Source organism: Acinetobacter haemolyticus (assembly GCF_003323815.1).
GTDB classification, from domain to species: Bacteria; Pseudomonadota; Gammaproteobacteria; order Pseudomonadales; family Moraxellaceae; genus Acinetobacter; species Acinetobacter haemolyticus.
This window is the reverse complement of the sequence record NZ_CP030880.1, coordinates 2,422,014-2,442,513: the sequence shown is the minus strand read 5'-3', so window position 1 is coordinate 2,442,513 and position 20,500 is coordinate 2,422,014. Positions and strand designations below refer to the sequence as shown.

The 20,500-nt window shown below is 39.7% G+C and carries 17 protein-coding genes; 3 read left to right on the top strand and 14 right to left on the bottom strand.

Going from position 1 to position 20,500, the window contains the following annotated elements:
* The first annotated feature begins 65 nt into the window (after nucleotides 1-65).
* Both mtgA and ppk1 read left to right on the top strand, forming a co-directional pair.
* Entirely contained in the window at nucleotides 66-737 is a 672-nt protein-coding gene (gene mtgA / locus DS737_RS11165) for a monofunctional biosynthetic peptidoglycan transglycosylase (RefSeq protein WP_004638331.1), read from the top strand.
* Nucleotides 738-892: 155 nt separating this feature from the next.
* Nucleotides 893-2,971: a polyphosphate kinase 1 gene (ppk1, locus tag DS737_RS11160; protein ID WP_005091161.1), complete on the top strand. Its 2,079-nt coding sequence runs from the start codon at nucleotides 893-895 to the stop codon at nucleotides 2,969-2,971.
* Between the two features lie 48 nt (nucleotides 2,972-3,019).
* Here the strand turns inward: ppk1 and DS737_RS11155 are convergent, their stop codons facing one another.
* The 5 genes from DS737_RS11155 to DS737_RS11140 form a co-directional block, all read right to left on the bottom strand.
* Entirely contained in the window at nucleotides 3,020-4,063 is a 1,044-nt protein-coding gene (locus tag DS737_RS11155) for an NAD(P)H-dependent flavin oxidoreductase (RefSeq protein ID WP_113997544.1), read from the bottom strand.
* A gap of 276 nt (nucleotides 4,064-4,339) precedes the next feature.
* Nucleotides 4,340-5,344, bottom strand: a complete 1,005-nt coding sequence (cydB, locus tag DS737_RS11150; protein WP_113997543.1) for a cytochrome d ubiquinol oxidase subunit II — start codon at nucleotides 5,342-5,344, stop codon at nucleotides 4,340-4,342.
* 1 nt (nucleotide 5,345) lies between these two features.
* Nucleotides 5,346-6,779: a cytochrome ubiquinol oxidase subunit I gene (locus DS737_RS11145; RefSeq protein ID WP_005081790.1), complete on the bottom strand. Its 1,434-nt coding sequence runs from the start codon at nucleotides 6,777-6,779 to the stop codon at nucleotides 5,346-5,348.
* Between the two features lie 153 nt (nucleotides 6,780-6,932).
* Entirely contained in the window at nucleotides 6,933-7,391 is a 459-nt protein-coding gene (locus DS737_RS16005; RefSeq protein WP_035369668.1) for a DUF2946 domain-containing protein, read from the bottom strand.
* Between the two features lie 206 nt (nucleotides 7,392-7,597).
* Complete coding sequence (locus DS737_RS11140; protein ID WP_004638338.1) at nucleotides 7,598-8,299, bottom strand: VIT1/CCC1 transporter family protein; 702 nt, start codon at nucleotides 8,297-8,299, stop codon at nucleotides 7,598-7,600.
* Between the two features lie 220 nt (nucleotides 8,300-8,519).
* Between DS737_RS11140 and DS737_RS11135 the strand changes: the two genes are divergently transcribed.
* On the top strand, nucleotides 8,520-9,734 hold the full coding sequence (locus DS737_RS11135) for a tetratricopeptide repeat protein (protein ID WP_113997542.1): 1,215 nt from the start codon (nucleotides 8,520-8,522) through the stop codon (nucleotides 9,732-9,734).
* A gap of 35 nt (nucleotides 9,735-9,769) precedes the next feature.
* On the opposite strand, the gene DS737_RS11130 is transcribed toward DS737_RS11135, so the two are convergent.
* From DS737_RS11130 to DS737_RS11090, 9 genes are all read right to left on the bottom strand, one after another.
* Nucleotides 9,770-10,651: an alpha-amylase family protein gene (locus tag DS737_RS11130; RefSeq protein ID WP_171287588.1), complete on the bottom strand. Its 882-nt coding sequence runs from the start codon at nucleotides 10,649-10,651 to the stop codon at nucleotides 9,770-9,772.
* Complete coding sequence (locus tag DS737_RS11125; RefSeq protein WP_113997540.1) at nucleotides 10,629-12,476, bottom strand: hypothetical protein; 1,848 nt, start codon at nucleotides 12,474-12,476, stop codon at nucleotides 10,629-10,631. The genes DS737_RS11130 and DS737_RS11125 overlap by 23 nt, the downstream gene beginning before the upstream one ends.
* Nucleotides 12,477-13,727, bottom strand: a complete 1,251-nt coding sequence (locus DS737_RS11120; RefSeq protein WP_004638342.1) for a glycosyltransferase family 2 protein — start codon at nucleotides 13,725-13,727, stop codon at nucleotides 12,477-12,479.
* Nucleotides 13,714-14,619, bottom strand: a complete 906-nt coding sequence (locus DS737_RS11115; protein WP_113997539.1) for a hypothetical protein — start codon at nucleotides 14,617-14,619, stop codon at nucleotides 13,714-13,716. The genes DS737_RS11120 and DS737_RS11115 overlap by 14 nt, the downstream gene beginning before the upstream one ends.
* A complete protein-coding gene (locus DS737_RS11110; protein WP_113997538.1) occupies nucleotides 14,619-15,368 on the bottom strand; it encodes a hypothetical protein in 750 nt (249 codons plus the stop codon). Before DS737_RS11110 ends, DS737_RS11115 begins: the two co-directional genes overlap by 1 nt.
* 157 nt (nucleotides 15,369-15,525) lie before the next feature.
* Nucleotides 15,526-16,956, bottom strand: coding sequence for a deoxyribodipyrimidine photo-lyase (gene phrB / locus DS737_RS11105; RefSeq protein WP_113997537.1), 1,431 nt, complete (start codon nucleotides 16,954-16,956; stop codon nucleotides 15,526-15,528).
* 118 nt (nucleotides 16,957-17,074) lie between these two features.
* Nucleotides 17,075-17,557 carry an FKBP-type peptidyl-prolyl cis-trans isomerase gene (locus DS737_RS11100; protein WP_004638347.1) on the bottom strand — a complete coding sequence of 161 codons (483 nt, stop codon included), beginning with the start codon at nucleotides 17,555-17,557 and terminating at the stop codon, nucleotides 17,075-17,077.
* Between the two features lie 121 nt (nucleotides 17,558-17,678).
* Nucleotides 17,679-18,965 (bottom strand): NAD(P)/FAD-dependent oxidoreductase, encoded by a 1,287-nt coding sequence (locus tag DS737_RS11095; RefSeq protein ID WP_004638348.1) that lies wholly within the window; start codon nucleotides 18,963-18,965, stop codon nucleotides 17,679-17,681.
* 93 nt (nucleotides 18,966-19,058) lie between these two features.
* The gene (locus tag DS737_RS11090; RefSeq protein WP_113997536.1) at nucleotides 19,059-20,375 is read right to left on the bottom strand and encodes a D-alanyl-D-alanine carboxypeptidase PBP6B; all 1,317 of its coding nucleotides are present in this window, start codon (nucleotides 20,373-20,375) and stop codon (nucleotides 19,059-19,061) included.
* Between the last annotated feature and the right edge of the window lie 125 nt (nucleotides 20,376-20,500).

The following is a 20,500-nucleotide window of genomic DNA, read 5'->3' as shown; positions in this document are numbered from 1 at the left end:
TTAGCATGAATCGAAGGTTTGTAGATACGACGCAGACTTTTTGCACCTAGGAGTGATGCATTTAAATGAAAGCCTTATTCGCGCGTATAGTGATGCTGATCATCGGCGTGATCTTACTGATTCAGTTGTGGATTTTTAGTAGTCTCGTTTGGTGGCGCACTCATCCCGTCAATACCACCATGTTTATGCGTTTGGACTACTGGTCTGATCTAAAACCGATTCAACATCATTGGCGTGACTATGATGAAATTAGTGATAATTTCAAACATGCAGTTCTGGCAGGTGAGGATGCTAAATTTATTCATCATCATGGTTTCGACTGGGCTGGGATTCAGCATGCTTTAGAGCGTAATAATAAAAAAGGTGAAGTTGTGGCGGGTGGTTCGACGATTTCACAACAATTAGCGAAAAATTTATTTCTCTACAATAAACGTTCATTTGTGCGCAAAGGACAAGAAGCCATCGCGACATGGATGATGGAGCGTATGTGGTCAAAACGTAGAATTTTAGAAGTGTATATGAACTCTGTTGAGTTCGGACAAAATATTTACGGTGTAGAAGCTGCCGCGCAATTTTATTATGGCAAAAGTGCGAAAAGCTTAACGCGCGAACAGGCCGCCTTTCTCGCTGCATTGCTACCAAACCCTAAATATTATCAAAACAACCGTAATGATCGAAAGTTGCAATACCGTAAGCGTGTTATTTTGAAATATATGAACGGGACGCAAAAACCTTAAATGTTCATTTGGTAGTTGATGAATAAGAACTCCGCGGATTGGAATTATTTTATATAAGAAAAGCTCAATATTTTTGGGCTTTTTTACCAAATTGACATAATTTTGCAGCATACTTAAATCATCACTTGATAAATGATAATGCGACAAGGTTCGGTATGAATACTGCAGTGACGACAACAGCGCCAATAGAATACAGTTACAACGATCGTTATATTAATCGTGAACTTTCAATTCTTGATTTCCATCTTCGTGTATTGGAACAAGCAGTTGATCCACTTCATCCCTTGTTAGAGCGGATGAACTTTTTGCTGATCTTTTCACGTAACCTCGATGAGTTTTTTGAAATTCGTGTCGCAGGGGTTATGGAGCAACTAACATTAGGTAATGAAAGCCGTACTCCTGATGGCTTAACCCCAAAGCAAGTGTTGGAACAAATTTCCAAAACAGCACATGCTGCGATCGAGCGCCAGTATCGTATTCTTAACCAAGAAATTTTACCGAAGTTACGCGAAGAAGATATTTGCTTTTTACGTCGTGGTGAATTAACACCAGCTCAATCGGCATGGATTAAGAAATATTTCCAAGAACAAGTTGCACCTGTACTGACACCTATTAGCCTTGATCCTGCTCATCCATTTCCACGCTTAGTGAATAAAAGTTTAAACTTTATTGTGACTTTGGAAGGTAAGGATGCGTTTGGTCGTCAAATTGATCTAGCGGTTGTGCCTGCTCCACGTTCATTACCTCGTGTTGTTCGATTACCTGATGAATTAACAGATGGTAAGGAACATCATGTGATGTTATCTGCCATCATCCATGAGCACGTATCAGATCTGTTCCCCGGCATGACTGCGACAGGATGTTATCAGTTCCGCGTCACGCGAAATGCTGATTTGGCACTAAATGAAGATGTTGAAGATTTAGCGAAAGCTTTGAAAGGTGAGCTGAGTTCACGTCGTTTTGGTCGAGCGGTGCGTTTAGAAGTCACACATAATTGTCCACAGCATATCTATAAATATTTGTTAGATGAATTTGATCTAAATGAAGAGCAGCTTTATCGTGTGGATGGACCGGTAAATTTAGCGCGTCTACTTTCTAATTTTAAACGTCCTCATCTACGTTATGACTCACATACGCCTATCTTGCCTAGAGCGTTTAAAAAGTCTGAGAATATTTTTGCGGCGATGCAAAAGCAGGACATTCTCCTACACCATCCTTTTGAGTCATTTGCACCAGTGATTCAATTATTACGCGAAGCGGCACGTGATCCTCAAGTTTTGGCGATCAAACAAACCCTTTATCGTAGTGGCGCTGACTCAGAAATCGTGCAAGTGCTTGCTGAAGCGGCACGCAATGGCAAAGAAGTGACGGCTGTGATTGAGCTGCGTGCACGTTTTGATGAAGAGTCAAATATCGAAGTGGCAAACGTTTTACAAGAAGCGGGAGCGGTGGTTGTATACGGTATCGTTGGTTATAAGACTCACGCCAAAATGATTCTGGTTGTGCGCCGTGAAAATAATAAACTGATTCGTTATGTTCATTTAGGTACGGGTAATTACCATGCAGGCAATGCACGTATTTATACTGATTATGGTTTGATGACCACTGACAAAGATATTTGTGAAGATGTGCATCGGATTTTCCAAGAGCTCACGGGAATGGGCAAAATGGCAAAACCGAAAAAGCTTTTGCATGCACCATTTACTTTGCACGCGCAGTTGATCAACTTTATTGATGATGAAATTGCAAATGTAAAAGCGGGAAAAGCGGCCCAAATTATCATTAAAGTAAATGCATTGACGGAAGTACAGTTGATCAACAAACTGTATGAAGCTTCTCAGGCGGGTGTACAAATTGATTTAATTATTCGTTCTATCTGCTGCTTACGTCCAGGTTTACCAAATCTGTCAGAAAACATTCGTGTTCGTTCGATCGTTGGTCGTTTCTTAGAACATACTCGTGTTTATTATTTCAGCAATAATGGCAATCCGCGTATTTATTGCTCAAGCGCAGACTGGATGGATCGTAATCTATTTAATCGTGTTGAAGCGTGTTTCCCGATTGAAGATCCTGCGTTGAAAAAGTCGATTTATCAACTGGGTCTGTTAAATTATCTTAAAGACAATCAACAAGCATGGTTGCTACAAGGTGATGGTGTTTGGGTACGTGCCCAGCTTGCTGAAGGAGAAACTCCTCATAATGCACAGCAGAAGTTATTAGAAGCGATTAAATGATTGAGTTAAAAAAATCGGCCTAATTAGGTCGATTTTTTTTGCGAAAATTTAGCGTGTGGTCATTTCTACAATCAGTTGATTGACTAAATCGGCGGCTTCTAATTCGCGAATCTGTGACACATTACTGCCTGCCCAAAATGCACCATAACTATAATCTTGATGCTGACTTGCGATGCTCATTAATTGTTTCGCCAAATCATAAGTATATGGATAAGCAGGGACCGTTGGTCGATTCGGTGCATCGATTTGCGTATGCCATGTACCCAATAAACCACGTGCTGGGCGGCCAGATAAACTTGCACTTATTTGTGTAATACTTTGGCTAAACAGCGCTTTACGGTAGGCAGCATTGGCACTTGAACTTTTACATTGTACAAATGCCGTCCCCAGTTGTACTGCACTTGCGCCACGTTTTAGCATATTTTTTGCCTGATCACCATTCATGATGCCGCCAGCAGCAATGATCGGTCGTGAACAGTGTTGAGTAAGTAATTCGACCAAATCACTGGTTTTGATTGCCGCATCAAAATGTTGATTAAAAATACCACGATGTCCACCAGCTTCAATGCCTTGCGCAATGATTAAATCAATACCTGCAGCTTCTATGGCTTGGGCTTCTATCAAATTTGTTGCAGACACCATCGTGATAATGCCCGCACTTTTGAGCGCTTTAATTTGATGAGCATGAGGAATCCCAAAATGAAAACTGATAGCTTTAGGTTTGGTCTCTAATACCACATTTAAAAAATCGTCATTTTCTAGAAAGCTGGGGTAAATACACTTGAGTTGAGTTGGTGGCTGAGCATCAAATTTTTTGAATGCTGGGGTTAAATATTCAATCCACTGTTGTTCATGCTGTGGATTTAATGGTTCTGGTCGATGACAAAAGAAATTGACTTGAAATGGATGGTCACTGAGCTGTTGAGTTTTTAAGATCAATTCTTTTGCTGATTCTGGTGTATTGGCACCAAGACCCAAAGAACCGAGTGCACCTTGATTGGAAACTTCAGCTGCAAGTTCAGGAGTAGACACACCTGCCATAGGTGCTAGAAAAATAGGATGTTTTATTTCTAGTAATTCTAAAATTGACATGTATTAGTACCTCATCTCTTTTCATCCAACATAGCTTAGATTTAAAAAAAATAGCAAATAATAGTGGTTATTTACTTGAGGAATGAACTATTAAGGAATGATGTAAAAAGGTGTTTGACTCATGAATAGTCAAACACCCAAAAGAGCTTAGAGGTTATTGATAAGCCAACATGAGCAAAGCCTTAAAGAGACCTGCGATAATTGCCAAACCTAAAAAACCAACTAACCATAATCCGATAAACCATTTGATTTGTGATTTTTTCATTGGATTTCACCTCAATGATAGCCTTCGTCACCGATACGTACTTTATCTCTAAAGATCCAGTATCCCCAGAAGGTGTAGACCAAAATGATTGGGATCATGATTGCAGCACCGACTAAAGCAAAGATTTGGCTTTCTTTTGGCGCAGCGGCATCCCAAATCGTGACAGATGGTGGAATAATGTATGGCCATAAGCTAATGACAAAGCCAGAGTAGGCAAGAAACATCAGCATTAAAGTATAAATAAAAGGTTTATATTCACTTCTATTTACACAAGCGCGCCATGCCAAATAGCTAAAAATCAATACTAAAATTGGAACAGGGCTAAAGTAGATCAGTTGTGGCACAGTAAACCATTTCTCTGCAATGGCAGGTTGACTATATGGGGTATACAAGCTCACTGCAATGAAAATTGCCAATAGTGTGAAGATCAGTTTTGGCATCAGATCATATATTTTGTTTTGTAGTGCTTGGTCTGTTTTTAGAATTAACCAGCCACATCCCAACGCTGCATACATCACGACCACACCTAGACCAGTAAATAGAGCAAAAGGTGTTAACCAGTCCAAACTTCCCCCAACATAGATACCATTTTCAGTTTTTAAACCTTGAATATAGGCACCTAAAATTACGCCTTGCAGGAAGCTGGCAAGTGTTGACCCCCAAATAAAAGCCATATCCCAAAGTGCTTTGGAGCGATTCGCTTTAAAGCGGAACTCAAAAGCAACACCCCTAAAAATGAGGGCAATCACCATTAGGGTAATCGGCATATAGAGAGCAGATAATACGGTTGCGTAGACGATTGGGAAGGCCGCAAACAAACCAGCGCCGCCAAGAACCATCCATGTTTCATTGCCATCCCATACGGGTGCAACGGTATTCATCATCACATCACGCTCTTGCTGACCTTTGATGAAGGGAAATAGAATCCCAATGCCGAGATCAAAACCATCAAGTACGACATAAATTAATACGCCTAAGGCAATAATCATTGCCCAAATAAGAGGAATATCGAACATGTTATTCTCCTTTCTTCTGGTCATTGTTATCGAGGCTTTCATCAACAGCACTCAGCGGACGCATTGGCGTTTTAAAATGACCAACGCCGCCAGAATCTTGGACTGGGGTATGAATGAATTGCGGACCTTTGTACATGAGCTTGAGAATGTAATAAATCCCAGTACCAAATACGATGGTGTATACCACCACGAAGATGATTAGGGTAAGGCCAACTTGACTTGCAGAAACACTTGATAATGCATCTTCTGTGCGTAATACACCATAGACCACCCAAGGTTGACGACCTAATTCAGTTGTAAACCAACCTGCGAGTAAGGCGATATAACCTGTCGGTCCCATGATGAGGGCAAATTTATGGAACCATTTTTTCTCATAAATTTGATCTTTCTTGCGGAGGATTAACCCGATCACGGCAAGTAAAACCATGAGTGTGCCTAGACCCACCATGATGCGAAAACTCCAAAATACCAGCGTTGAATTTGGACGATCTTTGGGTGCAAACTCTTTCAATCCTTTAACTTCGCCATCAAGGCTATGGGTAAGGATCAAACTTCCAAGATATGGAATACCTACTGCATATTTGGTGGTTTCAGCTTGCATATCTGGAATACCAAATAGATAAAGCGGCATAGGTTCGTTGACATTGGTTTCCCAATGTCCTTCCATTGCGGCTAGTTTGGCAGGCTGATATTTTAAAGTGTTCAAACCGTGATGATCGCCTATGATGACTTGGGCTGGTGCAGCGAATAAGATCATCCACATTGCCATGGAAAATGATTTCTTAACCAATGCGTCTCGACGACCACGTAATAAATGCCATGCTGCTGTTGCGGCAACGACTAAAGCAGAAACTAAAAATGCAGCGACAGCCATGTGTGCAAAGCGATAAGGGAATGATGGATTAAATACAATGGCAAACCAGTCTTTAGGGACAATAATGCCATTTTCTATTGCAAAGCCTTGAGGAGTCTGCATCCAACTATTGGATGATAAAATCCAAAACATGGAAATACAGGTACCGATTGCGACCATTAAGGTGGCAAAGAAATGGGCTCTTTCGCTTACACGCCCCCAGCCAAATAGCATGATACCCAGAAACCCAGCTTCCAAGAAAAAGGCGGACAGCACTTCATAGGTCAGCAAGGGCCCAGTGACACTTCCTGCAATGCGTGAAAATTCACTCCAGTTTGTACCGAACTGATAGCTCATCACTACACCTGAAACAACCCCCATCCCGAAGGTCACAGCAAAGATTTTGAGCCAATATTTATAGAGATCTTGATAAATCGGATCATGGCTTTTTAGCCATTTCCATTCTAAAACGGCAAGAAAACATGCCAGTCCAATCGATGTCGCTGGAAAAATAATATGGAATGAAACAGTAAATGCGAATTGGATACGTGCCAATTCTAATGCGGTTAAACCTAAATCCATCACGAAGCCTCCGATACCGATCGAAACGGTTGTTGAAGAACATTGAGATACAGAGATTTATTTGCGATAAAAATCGCCAGTTTTTGCTGCCAAACAACAAAACAAGTTTGAAAAAACATGGATTACTCACTTTTCAATAAATAGTTCTAAACGCTAATTAATTGAAAAATAGAGTGGTGGAGCTCGACCTTGGGGCAGAAGGAAAAGACGTTGTAAATCAAAAAAGAAGCTAAGGAAAAGCTGTTGCAAGTGAACATAACGCACTTGTATACGGACAAAGACTTCTTGAATACCTAATGTCGGCGGTACAACCAATTGTCCATAGAAAAAACAGAATGGGCATTGATGGTTAATATCATGCTGATGGGTATGATCGATGGCATCAGATGTGACATGATCAACTGTGCTGGCATGATGATGCTCAGAATGAGATCGAGAAACGATGGATGAGTTTTGTGTACCGTGATGATGTCGAGATTGGGATGACAGATGCACAACAGTCTCACAAGCTGGAGAAATTTGAAACTTCTCTGGCAAAAGAGGCTGCAGAAAAACAGCAAGTTGTAGTGTGATGGTTGCAAAAGCAAACCATATCCCAAGTCGATGTATCAAAACCGCTCTCTACATTGGATATTTACTGACCCTGTTCATAAATTGGCTTTTGAGCTTGGTTTATGAGTGTAAGTTCTCTTTGATCATACATCCAAATGATAAAAAAAGCTTTAGACTGTGAGGAATATTTTGCTTTTATATTTTTATGTCAAATAATTAACGTTATCTAATAAGTGTTTGAACAGAAAAGTGATCTAAGTGCGTAATCAAAGTGGATGAACATTAAATAGTGAACCGATCCAACTTGAGAACAGCATGGCTAAAATCCCCCAGATGGTAATCCTTAAGCTGCTTTTCAACATCGATGTTCTTGCAACATAACCTGAAAGTGCACCTAACAATGCTAAAGACAAAATACCTGTGAACATAACGGTTTGCGAGACATAATTTTCAGCGCTGAGTAAAATAGCGAGCATCGGTAATGCTGCACCACACGAAAAGGCAGCGGCAGAAGACAGTGCAGCCTGAATAGGATTTGCAGCAGTATTTTCATGAATACCGATTTCATCTCTTGCGTGTGCAGCAAGTGCATCATGTGCAGTGAGTTGAGTTGCAACTTGTAATGCTAACTGTGTGTCTAATCCTCTAGCAATATAAATTTGGGTCAGTTCATTTAATTCAGCTTGTGGGTTTTTCTTGAGTTCTCTTGCTTCAAACTTTAAATCAGCCTTTTCAATATCCTCTTGAGATTTTACAGAAACATATTCGCCAGCAGCCATTGATGTTGCACCAGCAATTAAGCCTGCTATGCAAGTGACTAATAATGTCTGGTTATGTGCACCACTCGCTGCCATTCCCATAACTAAACTGGTGACGGAAATAATGCCATCATTTGCACCCAAGACGGCAGCTCTTAACCAACCTGATCGTTGAATCACATGAGGTTCTGTATGATGTGAAAATGACATAGTTGTGCTCTTTGATGAAAAGTTAAAAAGTGTTTGTTTTCTTATGCGGCATACTATTTTTATCTATGATTCATATGCTGAATCGATTTATAAAATAACGTATTTTAACGACATGATAACAATGATTTAGTTATAATATGTGAATAAATTAACATTTTAAATTGATTTAAGCTGACGATTATATCCACTTATAACTGGCAATATTTACTTGAGATATGTGATGAAAAAATCAAAAAAACAATTACTCAGTCATACCTTGTTTACGTTAAGCCTTTTGTTTCCATTACAAGCGGTTATGAGTGCTGAAGCTGATTTCGTAAAAGAAGGTGATGCGGCTTATAAACCTAGCAATCCAATTTATGATCGATGGGATCAGTTTTATAAATTAGAACAACAGCAGCCTGAGCAGGCGGAAAAAATTCTGCTCGAACTTGCTGCGCTTACCCCACAAGATATTAAAGTGTGGAAAAGCCTGACTTATTTACAAATTCGTCTGAATAAACAAGATCAAGCTTTACAAAGTGTTCGTAAAGCATCGCAACTTGCACCTCAGGACGATCAACTTAAGCTACAAGAAGCATATTTGTTGAATCAACTGAAGAGAGATAGAGAAGCTTTACCAATATTCAAAATGCTGACCCAGTCAAATGATGTAGAAATCGCAACTAAAGCGCAGCAAGCAGTACAGAATTTAAGTGGTGGGACAGTTAAACCTGTATTCAAAGATATTTATTTCGCACCGTCTTATGAATCTCGCTACGACGATTTTATTTTTCCGTTAAAAATGCGTTATGGACGTAATCTGGACAATGGTCGTGCACAGGTTTATGGCTTTATGAATCTAAATCGTGATACTAAATCACGTGGTGGAGTTCGACCTGAAATCATTGATGAGAATGCAGTGACGGTTGGTGTCGGGGCAAATTATCAGCCTTGGCTAAGTATCCCGATTAGAGCCTATTTAGAATTAGGTGGTAGTTATGACTTAATTGATCGTAATCGAGATAAGTTCCGTGAGAGTGTTGTTGGTGGTGTAACAGGTTATCAAGAATGGTACGCAAATCCGAGTGTAGAAAATCGCACGGTTTGGAATGATTATTTCACCGACCTGTATGGTAACGTGGCTAGTTATTCACGTGAAGATTATAACGTCATTGCAGATTTAAGATTACGCTTAGGTTTTAATGTTTACCGAGGTGAAATGGGAACTGTACAAGCCTATGCCAAATTACATGCTTTGGCAGATTCTGAAGGTGAGAATTATAATAATTTATTTGAATACGGTGCTGGTGTTGCGTGGCAACCGTTTAATTATGTGCCTGTAAAAGTACGTGTTGAGCGTTTATATGGCCACTATTTCAAAGATGCATTGGCGAATGGACAAGAGCGTTATAACAACACTCGAACGGAACTGGTATTTTATAAGAGTTTCTAAGATCTAGGCTGTCTTAGTGAAGAAACAGCCTTGTTTTATGAGCGATATTTAAGCTTATACCATAAGGCAATCATATAGACATTGATACGGCTCATATAGTGGGGGCCATCAAAGATATAAACTTTTTGTCCCTCGTAGGCTTTCAATTGTTGGATAATTTCCCAAGGATATGCAGCTCGAAAGTGTCCACTTTTGGTTGCTCGAAATGCTTCTAAAACAATAGTAATTTTATCTTTACCAAATTCATGTTGCAGCTCATCTAAGATGATCCTTGCTTGTTCAGGTGAACGAGTGCCTACACCAACGCCATCTTGAAAAAAAACATTGGTCTGCTCAGGCAACCAACTTTTTAACCATACATCGTAATGTGTTGGCATTTCATCTGCGCTATAAATGCTCACCCATAAAGGTTTTGGAAGTTGCGTTAAAGCTTGACCTAATATTCCTACACCTAACCAAGTTGGATCGGCCTCAACTGGAAAATAATATCCTTTGAGTGGGATCGATTGAGTATGTGCAATCAGTTGTTTAGAGTTTTGAGCAAGCAACATGACTTGAGAGCGCGCCAGCTTTTCATCATATTCGCCTGCTAAACCTAAAATAATCTCCGATGCCCACGCATTTTGGTTTAGCTGTTGAAGATTTATATTTTTATCCCACTTTACAAAGCCAGTATCATGATCAAACCAAGATTTGGATTGAACAATTGACCATTGTGGAACAAATGTAGAAACCCCGAGTAGGTTCCAGTTGCCTTTGGGTGGGGTGGTAGCTAAATCTGGTTGCCAAAAAATTCCTTCAATATGAGCAGGCTGCATTTCAGATTGAGAAAAATGTATGCAGCCGCCCAAAAAAATTATGGTTGAAAAAAAGAAAATAATAATGAGTTTGAAATTATTCTGCCTTATTTTTAGCATTCGGTTTTTTTCGCCAGTACCAAAGCAAGATTGCCAGAATCATAATAGCAGAAATGATAAGCACCAAGATAAAGAAAGATGACTGTTGAACCAGAGGTGCTTTTTGATTACCGACAATAATTTTTTGTAAAGTAAAGACTTGACCGTTCTGTGTCACCAAGATTTTACTGGCGTTATTGGGAATATTTTGTTGAATTTTCTCCCAAAACTTCGTGAAGTTTTGAGCGCCATCAATGGAGTCCGTCAAAACATCAAAACGTTGTTCATGAAAACGCACTAAAAAACCCTTAGCCGCAGCAGGTGCATAAACAGTATCTCGATGCATAGAGACTTGCTGGCGATAAATATTAGGATTGACTTGAACATTAATTAATTCGGGCTTTGCAGGATCAAATTTGACGAAATTCAATGGCACTGGATCATTGGTCAGTAGCATTCGTTTTGCTGTTTGACTCAAAATTAGCGCAATTTCTAAGCTACCCGGCTCACCATCGATTGCAATGGTTGGATGTGTGGCAAATGCCATCGATAGTGATGCCACACCGTTTTTGAGTTTATGTGGTAATTTGACCGTGGATTTCTCAGTATCAATCCATAAAGAGCCTTTTGCTGTAGGTAAACATTGTGAGTTTACGATCACAGAATTTTCGAGTTTTAAGTGAAATGATGTGCTATTTGAAATGGTTTTTGCGAAATAGTTAAATTGACGATTTACAGGGTCAGAATCTAATTCTGCAGTTTTCAAACTACCTGCCAATCCACCATCAATCCAAGTGGTGATATTAGAGCCTTCTAATAAGCCACTCTGGACGCGTAACGCAATTTGTCCTTGCAAAATATCTGTAGGTTGCCAAACAGCAGGGAAGTTGAGGAACAGGTTTTTTTCAGCTTGGTTGAGTCGAAAATCACTGATGCCTAAATCCGCCAATGTTTTAATCTGTTTGATTTTTGCCCATGTTGGTGCTGCAAGTTTATCGGGTAGAAACGTGGCAGAAGTATTGAGTTGCTCTAAGTAATTTGGATTGAGTAATCCGTTAATTGCTGAGACTAGTTTTTGAGGATGATCATATTTAATTTGCAAAGTTGGCACATTATTTTCAGAACTAATCTGAACTAAAGTACCTTGAGATAGCGGTGTAGGCGATTTTGAAATTTCAATTAAGAAATCGGCGGCTTGGCCAGTTGGTGGATTTTGTTCATACCATTGCACAGGGGTAACAGATCCCCATGCGTTCATGAGACGACCGAGCATCGATGCTTCATTGACATTGGCAGGGTTGAATTTGAGTACGCCTACGAATGGTGTAGGTCTGACAATTTGTGGATTAAATAAGGCATCGGGCAGATCTTTTAAACGATAGACTGGTCGATGTCGTGCATAGTCAATTTTTGAGTTACTTAAATACGTGACTTGATCAATATCTTCGCTACAGAAGGTTGTACGATCAGCAGCTGGCGAGGTTCGGGGTGAATATTGCTGTAAAATAAAGTCTAAGCGATGAAAACCACTATCAGCAGCGGGAATATTAAATTCCAGTTTACCATCACCGTTTAACACAGTGTTATAAATCAACTTATCATCATATTTCACCAGTAAAGTAGTGAAATGTTCAGTCGAATAATCGCTGCTAAAACGAATACTTTGCCACTCAGAACCCTTACCTACATAGAAGTAGTGTGGCTCGATCGTGTATTTGTTTGACGTATTAATATTATCAAATTTCCATGTATTCCAAGAATCTGCTAGAGCAAATACGGGCAAAGAGAGAGTCGCACTTGCTAACAGAATTTTGAAAACAGGATGGTTGAGTCGATTTTTTTTCATTTATTTTCTCTCTTTGCTACGTTCAGTTTTGTACCACTGTAGTGAATTCCCTTGTATCTTATTTTTCAACATGTCGTAGGCTGCTTTAAATACGATGAATAAAAAGATCTGTGAATATGTGATGTAAGATAAAACTGAAAAGAAATAAAGTTGGGGTTTAACTCTTTCAAGCGATAGGGTGAACCACATTTGTGCGACATATAAACAAAATGATAATGCCCATAACACTGTAAATGGTCCGGGTAAGGTGATCCCCGCTATGCCAAGTAAGCCAAGTGTTAGAGTGATATGACTCCAAATCAGCGCAGGTACGAATAGGACATAACACATTATGTTGTTGAAAATTTCGATACCAATTGGAAAAGGTTTTCTTAATGCAATCGGTAGATATTTACTGGTCACATAGAAATTACCTTGAGTCCAACGTGATCGTTGTTTGACAAAAACACTCAGTGATGGCGGGTCTTGTTGCCAACCTACGGCATAAGGTACCCATTTGATTCGCTTTTGCCCTAGAAAGATTCTGAAGCTCATTTCAGTGTCATCAACCAATGATTTTTCATCAAATCCTCCCAATGTTTCTAGTGCATCCCGCCATATGACATAGTTGGTTCCCATCAAGGTCGATAATTCAAAACGTTGCCATCGGCCTCCTTGGAAGATCCATTGAAAGAAAATAAACTCGATGGCAATAAAGCGAGTCAAAATACTATCGCGCCAATTTCGGGTGCGGACTTTGCCATTGACGGCAACCAGTTTTTTATCTGCCAATAAGGTTTGAGCCAATAGTCGAACGCAGTCTGGTTCGGGCGTACTATCGGCATCATAGACAATAATTAACTCACCTTTGGCATGAGGTAGACCATTGTTTAAGGTCCGAGATTTACCTTTACCTCCCATACCTTTCGGGACATTCACAATTTTAATGCACGGATAAATCTCCGCCATGCGTTCAGCGATCTCAAGAGTATTGTCTTTAGAGCCGTCATTGATTAATAACACTTCATAGGCATGTGCAGGGTAGTCTTGTTGCGCAATGGCATGGAGCGTATCTTCAATCACTACACCTTCGTTATAGGCTGGGATCAAGACACTGAGCATTGGCCACTCAGCGGGCACAGGCAAATTTTCTAACTCTTTGGCTGCATTTTTCGAGTATTTCCATGCCTGATAACTTAACCACGCCCAAAAAGCTTGTGGAATCCAAATACCAAGAAAACCAAACAAAAATAGAATATCAATCGCGGGCATTGAGTCTTCTCCTACGAATGATAGAGATGATTAAAATCAAAAGTAATGACCCACCAAGCAACAGCGAAATCCAAGAAACTGAACTACCAAAACTACTTAATAAACTAGGAAAATGGGTTGAAAAAAGATAGTCAAATGGAATCACGACAGTACTGATTGCAATTAAGAAATAACCAAATAGATTGGTTTCAACTCCGTCAGGGGTACTGGTGTAATCAACACGACCAAAACGCCATGATATTCCCAATTGGGGATATTCTATGGTGTTCACAGGCAAGTGTGCTGGAGGATTAATTAAAATTTGATAGCCAGAGTTTTGAGCATAGTTATGATTGGCTTGATAAAAGAAGTGCTGATGATGTTGAATCTTACGTGCAGGTATGGGCAGATTTTGTTTATTATCCGATTGAATGATATAGCTACCCGCAGGTTGTGAGATGAGGTTTTCATCCCAGCCTGTTTCAATCAATGTCGCTAATGGTCTCAGACCAATTGCGGTAGAAAAAGTGGCTTTGGCAGAAAAGTACTTCGAATGTTCCATGTGAAAGAGCGCGATCGGAATTGCGCCGTCATTGACTGCTTTTTTTATCCGATAGTAGGTTAAAAAACTAAAATACTCATCTGGTAAAATAACGCCTGGTTTTACACCTTTATCAATAAGCTCTTTAAAACTATTCGATTGGAGTTGATCTGCTGTAAAAACAGGCCACCATGTTGCAGGCTGAGAAAAGATCTCTGAAACCATTTCAGAAGATTGAATGTGTGGACTTGACTCTGATTTTGCAGGTTGAATTGAGCAGTGATAATACTGCTGATAAAGTTGTTGTAAAGTCATGTCTGGGTAATGTTCGGTTGCAACCAGCAGACCACAAATATTAAGAAGTACTGACATCAGTGCACCTCTCGGTCTACTTGTGACAGGTATTCTGTATGTTGTTCGACTTTAAGTTTTAAAACACTCAGCTCTTGTAGTTGTTGTAAGAAATGTGGGGTAGGGTGTTGCTCATCCATTTGATTTTCATGAATTACGATACTTTTTATTTCACTCAACTCTTCATTGATGAAATGATAGATAATACTATCACCCTCAGTGGATAAGATCGTCATAATCTTATTTTGAGTTTCTTTCCAAATATCTTCACCAAGCATTTCTCGAATGAGCACGGTGTTCGTAATTTGAATACTGATCACTTCATAATGATTTTTATGAGTCAACTGTAATAGTTTTTTTAGCTGGTCCTGAAAGTGCTTGAGTGCAGTAAGCGGTAAAATATCATGTTGATAATTTCTGTCATAACTTTGAATAGCTCGATAAGAGGCCAAGGCATTTTTAATATTGTGACGGATCGCACTAAGAAAAACTGGCGCGAGCGGCGCTACAAATAATAGGAGCAGTTGACGCTCGATATAAGTTTGATTGGCGAGATCAAGAAAGAAATAGAACGCAATACCGACAAATGCCACCAAACCAAGTATTAATGCCATACCAATATTTAAGTATGCACCTGCGATGACCAACAATAGCAAGAAAATCCAACTGCCTCGATAAGTTGCTGGCAGCCATTCATAAGCCACTACACCCATGAAGATATGAGCCGAAATGATCCATAAGACGAGTGCGGGAGCAGGATTTTTTTGCATAGTAATTTTAGTTTTAATATTGTCTTTTGTGATAAAAGTAGCACTATTTTATAGTGATTGCGATAGTTTTATGTTGTTGACTTTGTGAAGTAATTTATAGTCAGTAACATGTAGTGTTGTCTATATGTTACTGAGTCGGTTGATAAATAATCCAAATCTATTCTTTAAAAGCGGCGATAGCCCGTGCTCGGCTACTTTTTAAATCAACGATTGGTATTGGATAGTTAAGACTAGAATTCATTTTGTAAGCGTAAGGCTCATGGATGGATTTAGCATCTAAATGAGCAAGTTCGGGAATCCATTGTCGTAAATAGTCGCCATTTGGATCAAATTTTTGTGATTGGCTAATTGGATTAAATATACGGAAATACGGTGCAGCATCGGTACCTGTTGAAGCACACCATTGCCAGCCACCATTGTTTGCAGCTAGATCACCATCTATAAGGTGCTGCATAAACCATTGTTCCCCTTTTCGCCAATCAATCAAAAGATTTTTACTCAGAAACATGGCGCAAATCATACGTACTCGATTGTGCATCCAACCTGTTGCAAGGAGTTGTCGCATACCTGCATCGACGATTGGAATACCGGTATGACCCTGTTGCCATTGTTGCAGCGCAACTGGATCATCACACCAGTTGATTTTTTTGGTTGAAAGCTGAAATGGCAAGTGCTTTGAAACACGTGGGTAGTCGAACAAAATATGCTGATAAAATTCTCGCCAGAGTAGTTCATCCAGCCATGTTTGCTGACCTTCGGATTCAATCACAAAATCGCCGTGCTGTTTACGGAATAATGCCTGTAGACATTGACGGATAGAGAGAGTGCCAATATTTAAATAAGCAGATAGTTGGCTGGTGCCTGCTTGTGCAGGGAAGTCGCGGGCATTTTTATAATCGTCCAATCTGTCATGGATAAATTGATCGAGTAATGTTAATGCATAGGATTCGCCTACTGGCCATTGTTGTGTTAGATGATTAATTTGCTGAGTATATTTAAGTTGTAGCTCTTTGAAATCTTCAAGTGAGGGGTACGGATCGATGTTGATCGGCTGCTGCACGTCAGGTACTGGATAGCATTGGGGTAAGCTTTGTTGCAGACGTTGATAACAGACTTTTTTAAAAGCACTAAAAACTTGATAGGGCTGATGGCTCTGATTACGAATCGATGCTACTGGAAAAAGTGTACGGTCATGAAAAAGTACCAGTTCTTTGTTTTGTTGGTTTAATAATTTTTGTACCTCGTTATCTCGTTTTAGTTCATTAACCCCTAGTTCAATATTGGCATATACCTGCTGAATTGGGATATTTTGCATTAAATCTGCAAAGAGCTGTGTTATATCTTTCCAAAGTGGTAAATGCTGAACAATTAAAGGAATATTGAGAGATTGCAATGCAATTTGTAATTGTTGTAGTTGACGAAGATAGAAGTCGATTTTGATGGGTGCATCATCATGTAGTTGCCATTGTTCAGGTGACAAGATCACTAGCGCAACTGTAGGTCCTGTTTGTGTTGCATGCCAAAGGGCGGCATGGTCATGGATTCTGAGATCTTGGCGAAACCAAATCAGTTGATAATCGCTTTGCATAAAGTAAGAACCACTCAATTTATTCGAAGTAAGGTATCTTTCTTATTTTATAAAAGTGAATGTGAAGAAAAAGCAAAGCCGAAGCTTTGCTTTTTAGTTGTGCTAATTCTAAAAAGAATTAGTGGTGGTGACCACCTGCACCGTGTACGTGACCGTGATCTAACTCTTCTTGAGAAGCATCACGAATTTCAACGATTTCTACTTCAAAAGTAAGATCTTGACCAGCAAGTGGGAAGTTTGCATCAACAACAACGTTGTCGCCTTCGATTGCTTTAACAGTTACGATTTGTACACCATCATCAGTTTGCGCTTGGAATTGCATACCAGGTTGAATGTTGTCTACACCTTGGAACATTTGAGCTGGAACTTCTTGAACAAGTTCAGGGTTGTATTCACCGTAACCTTCTGCTGCAGGAACATTTACAGTGAATTTCTCACCTACAGTTTTACCTGTAAGTGCGTTTTCTAAACCAGGAATGATGTTCCCTGCGCCGTGCAAATATGCAAGTGGTTCACCTTGAGATTTATCAAGTGTTTCACCCTCAGCGTTTGTTAAAGTGTAGTGGAATGAAACCACGTGGTTATTTGCAATAGCAGTCATGTTGTTAATCCATTCAAAGAGTTCAGGTGTACATCATAAAGTGAAAAGTCGATTTTGTTGACTATTTTCCACTTTTTGAAACGATTTCGTTATAAATGGGAACGAAATTTATGTTTTCAACTCAGTACAGTTTAATTTTTGGGCGAACACGACGGGTAAGCAAATCTTTCATGGTTAACATTCCTGCCTGTGTATAACCATGAATGTTGGCTTGATGCAGTCGATACAAAGATACATACATCGTTTTGGCAATAAAACCTTGCACACTCACGTCACCCAATAACTCACCTACAGCCTGATTTCGGCTTAATGAAACCAATGAGCCTTTATCATTAAAGACAAACATCGGTTGTGGTGAGTGGTTTAAACGTGCTGCCATCGCATCAACTAAAAAACTCGCTTGCTGGCTGGCAACTTGTGCACGAGGTCCGAGAGGTGGTTGACGTGCATCCAGTTGGCAATGGGCGCAATCTCCAAATGCAAAAACATTCGGATCCGAATAAGTTTGTAAGGTCGCATATACCATTAAACGATTGATTTTATCACGTTTAAAATCATTTAAAGCTTCTAATATCTTAGGTGCTTTAACGCCTGCTGCCCAAACTGTAATATCAGAATGGATGACATTGCCGTTACTAAAATAGACATTGGAATCATCAACTTTTTGCACTTTGTGCTGGGTTAGAATTTCAATTCCCATTTTTTGCAATTGCTTGGCACTATGTGCTGCTGTTTTCTCATTGAGTGCTGGTAAGATGCGATCAGAAGCTTCGATGAGAGTAATTTTGACTTGTTTCGGATTGATTTTCTTTAACCCGTAGCGATAAAAATTCTTGGTGGTTTCAATCAACTCTGCAGCGAGCTCGACACCAGTTGCACCAGCACCAACAATCCCGATATTTAAAGCACGTTCAGTTGATTGATTTTGTGCCTCAATATAAAGATGAAATAAATCTTGTTGGAAAATATCAGCTTGTTGACGACTGTCTAGGAAATGACAATGTTCGCGTACACCTTCTGTACCAAAGTCATTTGATACAGAGCCAACTGCGATCACCAATGTGTCATAGCTTAAACTTTGAATAGCAGGGGTGTGTTCTTTAGAAAGCTGTGGGGGAGAAAGTGTAATTTGTTTTTGATCTTTATTGACAGCAATCAGGGTACCGAGGACGAACTCAAAATGATGCTTTTCTGCGTGGGCGAAATAATTGGTTTGTTCTTCGTGGGGGTTAAGTGAGCCTGCGGCAATTTCGTGTAGGAGAGGTTTCCAAATGTGGGTGAGGTTCTGATCGACTAAGGTGATTTTGGCTTTTTTATGTTTACCAAAACGTTCGCCTAGTTGTGTCGCAAGTTCTAAACCACCTGCGCCACCACCCACAATCACGATATGATGTAAGGTTTTGCTCATGATTAACCTAATTGTTTTTGTGAAAGGATGGTTGGATTATGCCATCCTTTTTTCAATCTTGTATGGTTAATCTTGAGAAAAATAGTTGGTTTTTTACCCTTGATTTAAAGGATAAAGTTTGGCAGCTTTTGTATCATTTGTTGAGAAGAACGAAAATAAGTTAGAAAACCACAACATAATTTTCTGGAAAATATTTGCTTCTTCAATCTGTACTTCATTTTCAATCTGTAGACTACGAAGTAATTGATTATTTTGATAAATAGATACAGTCGCTAAATTCATTGCTTGTGTGAGCGGTGCCGTTAAGCGTTGCTCATTGAGTTCAATATTAACCCGCGTATGCGTGTTTTGGAGTGGCTCAATGATTTTTACACCATTTTCATCCACAACTTGAAGACGTTGGGTCAGTGGATCAAACTGATTTAAATCGATTGGTGTGGCTTGGTCATATAGTGAAGTCGTCACAATTGTCGGTTGCTGTGTCTCAACTTTGAAGATTTTGAGGGTTGAACGAATGACTGGCAACTCCGCGATCAGTTGATGTTTTGGAATCACTTCTTCGTCACGGGTATAAGCATAAGCCAAGTTCATTAACTTGTTCGCGACCTCTGCACGTTTGATGGCATTTGGTGTGCCAAGTACGATGACGATTAAGCGGCGTTTATCGATATGTAGATTTAAGGTTGGGCGTTCTGCTGTTAGAGCCAAGTTATAACCAGCAGCTTTGGTAAAACCTGTTTTTAGACCATCTGCTGTTGGGTCCATTTTTAGAGCAAGATTCGTTGCGCGATGGAAACGTTGGTTGTAACTAAAACTTGGCATTTTTGAATAATAAAGATATTCAGGTGTTTTGGTTACAATCGCTTGTGCTAATAAGCCCAAATCTGCTGCTGTTGAGTAATGATTTGGCATCGTGATACCCGCAGGATTGCTAAAATGAGTATCTTTCATGCCTAAGGCTTGAGCTTCTTGGTTCATACGTATGATGAACTGAGGCACATTACCCGAAATTTTTTCGGCAAGTGTTAGCGCGGCATCATTGGCAGACATAACAATTAAACCTGCTAAAAGTTGATCAACAGAAATCTGTTCACCTTCTTTTAAATACATTTGTGATTCGTCCCACATTACTGTATTTACTACAGGCGTTGCTGTGAGCACATCCTCTTTACGTAATTTTCCAGCTTCAATTTCCTTCAATGCCACATATGCCACCATCATTTTTGTTAAAGATGCTGGAGCACGTTGCACATGGCTATTATGCTCGGCGATGATTTGTCCTGATTGTGCATCGACAATAGACCATGCTTGAGCTTCGACAGTTTCAGGGGAGATATCAAGTAAAGTCGCATGTGCAAGATTTGCACAAAATAAACTTAATAAGGTAAAGAGCGATAGGAAAAATTTCACGAGAACACCTTGTGCAGCCAATCCATGGGCATGGAATGCGAAAAAAGCATGCTATGACTTTTTCGTAGAAGAATCTAGCAACTTTTGCTGACATTTAAGACATCTACGCATGAGTTTGTAAAAAA

What these genes read in the sequence shown, in the direction of transcription:
- mtgA (WP_004638331.1), top strand. Translation starts at nt 66, where the DNA reads ATGAAAGCCTTATTCGCGCGTATAGTGATGCTGATCATCGGCGTGATC.
- ppk1 (WP_005091161.1), top strand. Translation starts at nt 893, where the DNA reads ATGAATACTGCAGTGACGACAACAGCGCCAATAGAATACAGTTACAAC.
- DS737_RS11155 (WP_113997544.1), bottom strand. Translation starts at nt 4,063, where the DNA reads ATGTCAATTTTAGAATTACTAGAAATAAAACATCCTATTTTTCTAGCA.
- cydB (WP_113997543.1), bottom strand. Translation starts at nt 5,344, where the DNA reads ATGTTCGATATTCCTCTTATTTGGGCAATGATTATTGCCTTAGGCGTA.
- DS737_RS11145 (WP_005081790.1), bottom strand. Translation starts at nt 6,779, where the DNA reads ATGGATTTAGGTTTAACCGCATTAGAATTGGCACGTATCCAATTCGCA.
- DS737_RS11140 (WP_004638338.1), bottom strand. Translation starts at nt 8,299, where the DNA reads ATGTCATTTTCACATCATACAGAACCTCATGTGATTCAACGATCAGGT.
- DS737_RS11135 (WP_113997542.1), top strand. Translation starts at nt 8,520, where the DNA reads ATGAAAAAATCAAAAAAACAATTACTCAGTCATACCTTGTTTACGTTA.
- DS737_RS11130 (WP_171287588.1), bottom strand. Translation starts at nt 10,651, where the DNA reads ATGCTAAAAATAAGGCAGAATAATTTCAAACTCATTATTATTTTCTTT.
- DS737_RS11125 (WP_113997540.1), bottom strand. Translation starts at nt 12,476, where the DNA reads ATGAAAAAAAATCGACTCAACCATCCTGTTTTCAAAATTCTGTTAGCA.
- DS737_RS11120 (WP_004638342.1), bottom strand. Translation starts at nt 13,727, where the DNA reads ATGCCCGCGATTGATATTCTATTTTTGTTTGGTTTTCTTGGTATTTGG.
- DS737_RS11115 (WP_113997539.1), bottom strand. Translation starts at nt 14,619, where the DNA reads ATGTCAGTACTTCTTAATATTTGTGGTCTGCTGGTTGCAACCGAACAT.
- DS737_RS11110 (WP_113997538.1), bottom strand. Translation starts at nt 15,368, where the DNA reads ATGCAAAAAAATCCTGCTCCCGCACTCGTCTTATGGATCATTTCGGCT.
- phrB (WP_113997537.1), bottom strand. Translation starts at nt 16,956, where the DNA reads ATGCAAAGCGATTATCAACTGATTTGGTTTCGCCAAGATCTCAGAATC.
- DS737_RS11100 (WP_004638347.1), bottom strand. Translation starts at nt 17,557, where the DNA reads ATGACTGCTATTGCAAATAACCACGTGGTTTCATTCCACTACACTTTA.
- DS737_RS11095 (WP_004638348.1), bottom strand. Translation starts at nt 18,965, where the DNA reads ATGAGCAAAACCTTACATCATATCGTGATTGTGGGTGGTGGCGCAGGT.